Here is a 4508-nt window from a genome sequence, read left to right as displayed (position 1 = left end):
GAAGCACTCACATCAGCTACACTGACTCAAGCAGCATAGCTAACCCCCGACGTGTCTACTTTCCGGGGGTCAGGCCCGAACTACACCCAAGCCGGTGAACACCTAGGCGAGGCGCAGGCCAACGAGGCGGACGAAGCCGTAGACCTTGACGCGCTACGTAAGCAGCTCGCCCGATACGAAGCGGAAAACCGCAAGTTGAAGAACGAGAACGGCGACCGCCGAGTGAAGGCGAAGCAGGCGGAAGAACAGGCAGCGACGTTGAAGAAACTCGCGCAGGTACTCGGTTTTGAACCGTCCGACAAAGACACGGAGGAACAAATCAAGCAGGCCAAGGCCGCTGCGCAGGAACGAGAAGCCGAGCGTGACAAGCTCCAGGCCGAACTCGACCGAATGCGCGAGGACAACACCCTACGCAAGCTGGCGAAGGAAAACGGGGCAGACCCCGACATGCTTGTGCCGTATCTCCGTGGTGTAGGTGATCTCCCGAAGTGGGGCAGCGACGAGTGGGACAGTAAGGCTGGCGAACTCGTCACCAACACGCTCAACTCATTCCCACAGTTCAAGGCGGGTGGGGTAGCACCCCGCACCAGCGGAACCCCAGCCCCACGAACAACAACGATGGCCGAATCCTCACCGCCGATGACCTCGACCGCCTGTACGCACAGGGCAAGTTTGAGGAAATCAACAAGGCAGTGGAGGAAGGCCGTATCAGCCGCTAAAAGTTTCCACTAGGAGGAACGCACTATGGCAACTCCACAGTCCCACAAGAACTGGGATCCGGTAATCGGCCCGATTGTCGCGTCTGCGCTCATGCAGCCGCTCCGTCAGACCTGGGCATTCGCGCAGGAGGGTGTGACGAACTGCGACTTTGAGGGCGAAATCCGCGGTAAGGGTGACGAGGTTGTTGTCACCAACCTTAGCCGTCCCACCATCCGTAAGTACGACGAGTCCGAAGACATGATTGTTGAAGATGTCGAGTTCGGAGAGCGTAAGTTCAAGACCGACCAGGGCGACTACTTCAACTTCAAGATTCCGCTGGTATCTTCCGTCCAGTCTGCTCTAGACGTGAAGCCGGAGGCAGTCAGCGAGGCAGAGGAAGGCATGTCCGAGCAGGTCGATACCTACATCGGCAAGCTCATGAAGGACGGAGTGAAGAACTCCAACAAGGTGGGCACCCTCCCGCTCGACATTGAGAAGAAGGACGCGTACAAGACGCTGGTGGTGCTGCGTAAGAAACTCAACGCCACTTCGGTTCCGAAGACTGACCGTTTCGTGATGGTTGGCCCGGAGATGGAATCGGCGTTGCTGTACGACGAGCGCCTGGACAAGGCAGTGAACAACAGCAATCTCTTGAACGGTGAGATTGGTCGCCTGCTCGGGTTCCGCATCATTTCCGCGCCGACGGTGCCGACGGTGGCGGGCCGTGAGGTGGTCATTGCGGGCCACCCGATGGCTACCCCGTTCGGCTACCAGATCACGGAGGTGGCGGAATCGTCCATGCTGCCGTTCCGTTTCACCCGTGCGATTACGGGCCTCCAGGTGTACGGCGGTTCCGTGTTCCGCCCGGAGGTGCTGGCGACGGCTGAACAGGATGTGGTGGAGCCGACCACGGCGGGTGCTACCGAGTAGACGCTAGCCCGTAGCAGGCAGCGAAGGGGGTCAGGGTGTGTGCCTTGGCCCCCTTTACCCATACCTGGATGAAGGGCACACCATGAATAATCCGTATCAGGAAGAACTACTTAACCGTCTCCGTGACCATGATAACGCGAGGGGTGAACGTGAACTGACCCGGCTTATCAACTGGGCTACATCCGCTGTGTTGAAGTACACAGCTGTGCGGGCGCTCACTAAGACGATGATTGAGAAGTGGGTCAGAGTTAAGGCAGCAGGGTGTGTTCGATGCCGTCTAGGATCACATCGATGACGAGGTCGTAGTATTCCTCGGACATCGCTTCTTCTTCATCAGGGTGTGAGAGAGGCTCCAGGTAAGAGTTGACAATACTGGTCAGTCCAACAGATTGAGCCATCATAGGCTCAAGCCTGACAAGCATTTCGTGCAGGTTGTGGCGAGGCTGGATTTGATTGGATGCGCGCAGGTTTCTCGCTCCGATCGTGTGGATGATCGAGTTCGCGATAATTGTGTAGGCCACAGGCGAATTGTCACCAAACCCAGCTTCTTGTAGTTTGGCCCAGGCTCCATCGATCATCGGCAAAAACTGTTCGGTGAACTTGCCCCGCGCGAACCTGTCGGTAATCCCCGGATATGCTAACAATGCGGGGCGTAGATTGTGAGCCATAGCTCGAAACCAGGCTTTCCATTCAAGGTCCGGGTCGGGAACTTCAATCCCGACACATACCCGGTCTACAACAGCATCACAAATGGCTTCCTTGTTTGGAAAATAATGATAAATCACTGAGGGAACCACGCCCAGTTCACGGGCAATGTCCCGTACTGACCATCCCTCAACGCCACTGATCGCGCTTAACTGTACAGCTTGTTTGACAATCAGCTCGCGTGATAGCCCAGCCCTTCGCCCCGTTAGCACAGTGTTCATAAGGTGACCCTAACTTATTCCTTGACCCTTACTAGAACACCATTCTACAATATCCCTAAGTGAAACAGTGTTCTAGTAATGGAGTGTAGTGATGCCCGACCCTCGTAGTAATAAGCCGACACAGAGCTCTATTGATCCAGGAGCGCAAGCGAACCTGGTAGTGGGAATCGTTTTTCTCGCCTTTATGGGGCAAATGATTCTCAATCCGATCATCGCGCCACTGTCACGACAGATGGGATTGCGGGAATGGCATATTGGCGCCACTATCTCTTTGGCAGCGATTGTACTAGCGAGCTTGAGTGCTTATTGGGGGCGAGCTTCCCAACGTGTCGGCGCTAAACGTGTACTCGCTGCTGGGCTTGTGATCGCGATCATCGCTTTGAGCGCCTTCGGTATTGTCTCCTACCTGGGGATGAACCAGGTAGTTGGCAGTGTCGGACTAGTTTTTGGTGTTGTGATCACTCGTGGTTTGCTCTATGGTGGAGGGATTTCAGCGATCGCCCCGACCGCGCAAGCCCACCTGGTCACGCATGCTGCCAGCGAGAACGGGCGGGTAAAAGCACTGGGCATGATTGGAGCGGCTCAAGGGATGGCCTCCATTGTTGGAGGTGTTACTGGAGGTGTGTTAGCCGCTGCTGGTGGCCTGCTCTTGCCCTTGGTGGTCATGCCCGTTGTGATGGTGATTGGTCTGGTTGTTCTCTTGGTGAGTTTCGCACCTCAAAGCCGAGGGCAACTTTTTGCAAAGCCTCAACGGATTCGCTTCACTGATCCGCGTGTAGCTCCCTGGCTAGCAACTGGTCTGGTGATGTTTCTTGTGTTTTCTTCTGTTGCTACGATTTTTGGATTCACTGTCCAAGACCGCTTCGCCCTGTCGGCAACTGCGACCGCAGGTATTTCCGCGATTTACCTGACCATCATGGGCGTGACCATGATCATTGCCCAAGCGGTGATTGCTCCAAAGACAGGGTGGGGAGCAGCGAAGCTTTTACGTACTGGTCTGGCCATTACACTAGTTGCAACTGTGCTCATTTGGCCTACCTCCTCGCACGCTTTACTGGTTGTCGGGTGTATCGTGCTGGGGGTAGGTATGGGACTGGCGATGCCCGGGTACAACACTGGCCCAACCTTGAAGATGAGTGCAGATGAGCAAGGCGCAGTGGCTGGCATCATCAACGCTAATAATGGGTTGGCGTACGCGATTGCCCCGCTGGCTTCGACCGCCCTTTACGGGTGGAACCCGCTGGCACCCTTCGCCGTCTGTATCGCCTTGATTGCAGTGGTCGTCATCTACGCCCACACTGCACCCGCACTACGCCAATAACTATGAGCGTGCCTGAAGTAGCCGTTCCATCACGTTATCCGCAGGAGTCGGCCCCGAGTAGTCCACCAGCGAGTTGGCTTTGACGACATCGAAAATCTCGTACCAGAGCGTATTCGCCTGCTTGCTAAACGACTGAGACATGGCCACGAATGGGGACGCGATAGCTGTTAGGACCACGGATTTAGTAACGCTGTGGTGAGTATTCAGTAACGCCCGGGTGAGTATCGGGTAACACCCGGGTGAGTATCGGGTAACACCCGGGCGTTGACTATGAGCCGCTACTGCGTATTGGCTTCGAGGCGCATGTTTGGTCCTTCGAGTGTGATGATCTCAGCGCCAACGACAAGCCGATTCAGGATCGACTCGGCGATGACAGCATCCGGGATGGACTTGTACCACTCATCGGGTGTGAACTGGGAGGTGACAATGGTTGATCTCCGGTGTTCGCGCTCAGCAAGAATGTTGAGCAGCTGGTGTGCTGTGGCAGCATCAATCGGCGTTGTTAAGAAGTCATCAAGCACGAGTACGTCTGCCAGGTGTAAGTCTTGAAGAAACTCTGAAGCGTCCTGGGTTTAGTTCCGCTTCTTTTACGGCCCTGTGTTGATGGGCTGGGTGAGATAGTACTCGGTTTC

5 protein-coding genes and 1 pseudogene are annotated in these 4508 nt (G+C 55.7%); 3 read left to right on the top strand and 3 right to left on the bottom strand.

The window, feature by feature from the left end:
• Nucleotides 1–51: 51 nt before the first annotated feature.
• Both QP909_RS11485 and QP909_RS11480 read left to right on the top strand, forming a co-directional pair.
• Nucleotides 52–732 (top strand): hypothetical protein, encoded by a 681-nt coding sequence (locus QP909_RS11485; protein ID WP_284767305.1) that lies wholly within the window; start codon nucleotides 52–54, stop codon nucleotides 730–732.
• Nucleotides 733–744: 12 nt separating this feature from the next.
• Complete coding sequence (locus QP909_RS11480; protein WP_070529834.1) at nucleotides 745–1629, top strand: hypothetical protein; 885 nt, start codon at nucleotides 745–747, stop codon at nucleotides 1627–1629.
• Nucleotides 1630–1877: 248 nt separating this feature from the next.
• On the opposite strand, the gene QP909_RS11475 is transcribed toward QP909_RS11480, so the two are convergent.
• Nucleotides 1878–2555: a TetR/AcrR family transcriptional regulator gene (locus QP909_RS11475; protein ID WP_070462451.1), complete on the bottom strand. Its 678-nt coding sequence runs from the start codon at nucleotides 2553–2555 to the stop codon at nucleotides 1878–1880.
• A gap of 91 nt (nucleotides 2556–2646) precedes the next feature.
• On the opposite strand from QP909_RS11475, the gene QP909_RS11470 reads away from it, so the two are divergent.
• Nucleotides 2647–3876, top strand: coding sequence for an MFS transporter (locus QP909_RS11470; RefSeq protein WP_284767304.1), 1230 nt, complete (start codon nucleotides 2647–2649; stop codon nucleotides 3874–3876).
• Here QP909_RS11470 and QP909_RS11465 read toward each other — a convergent pair whose 3' ends face one another.
• Both QP909_RS11465 and QP909_RS11460 read right to left on the bottom strand, forming a co-directional pair.
• Nucleotides 3877–4017 (bottom strand): hypothetical protein, encoded by a 141-nt coding sequence (locus tag QP909_RS11465; protein WP_232745367.1) that lies wholly within the window; start codon nucleotides 4015–4017, stop codon nucleotides 3877–3879.
• A 137-nt stretch (nucleotides 4018–4154) separates the two neighbouring features.
• Nucleotides 4155–4418 (bottom strand): annotated as a pseudogene (locus QP909_RS11460) (ATP-binding protein); the annotation flags it as partial.
• Nucleotides 4419–4508 lie beyond the last annotated feature (90 nt).

The organism is Corynebacterium sp. MSK195 (assembly GCF_030228885.1).
Lineage (GTDB): Bacteria > Actinomycetota > Actinomycetes > Mycobacteriales > Mycobacteriaceae > Corynebacterium.
The sequence above is the reverse complement of the archived record's forward strand: the minus strand, read 5'-3'. Positions and strand labels throughout refer to the sequence as shown.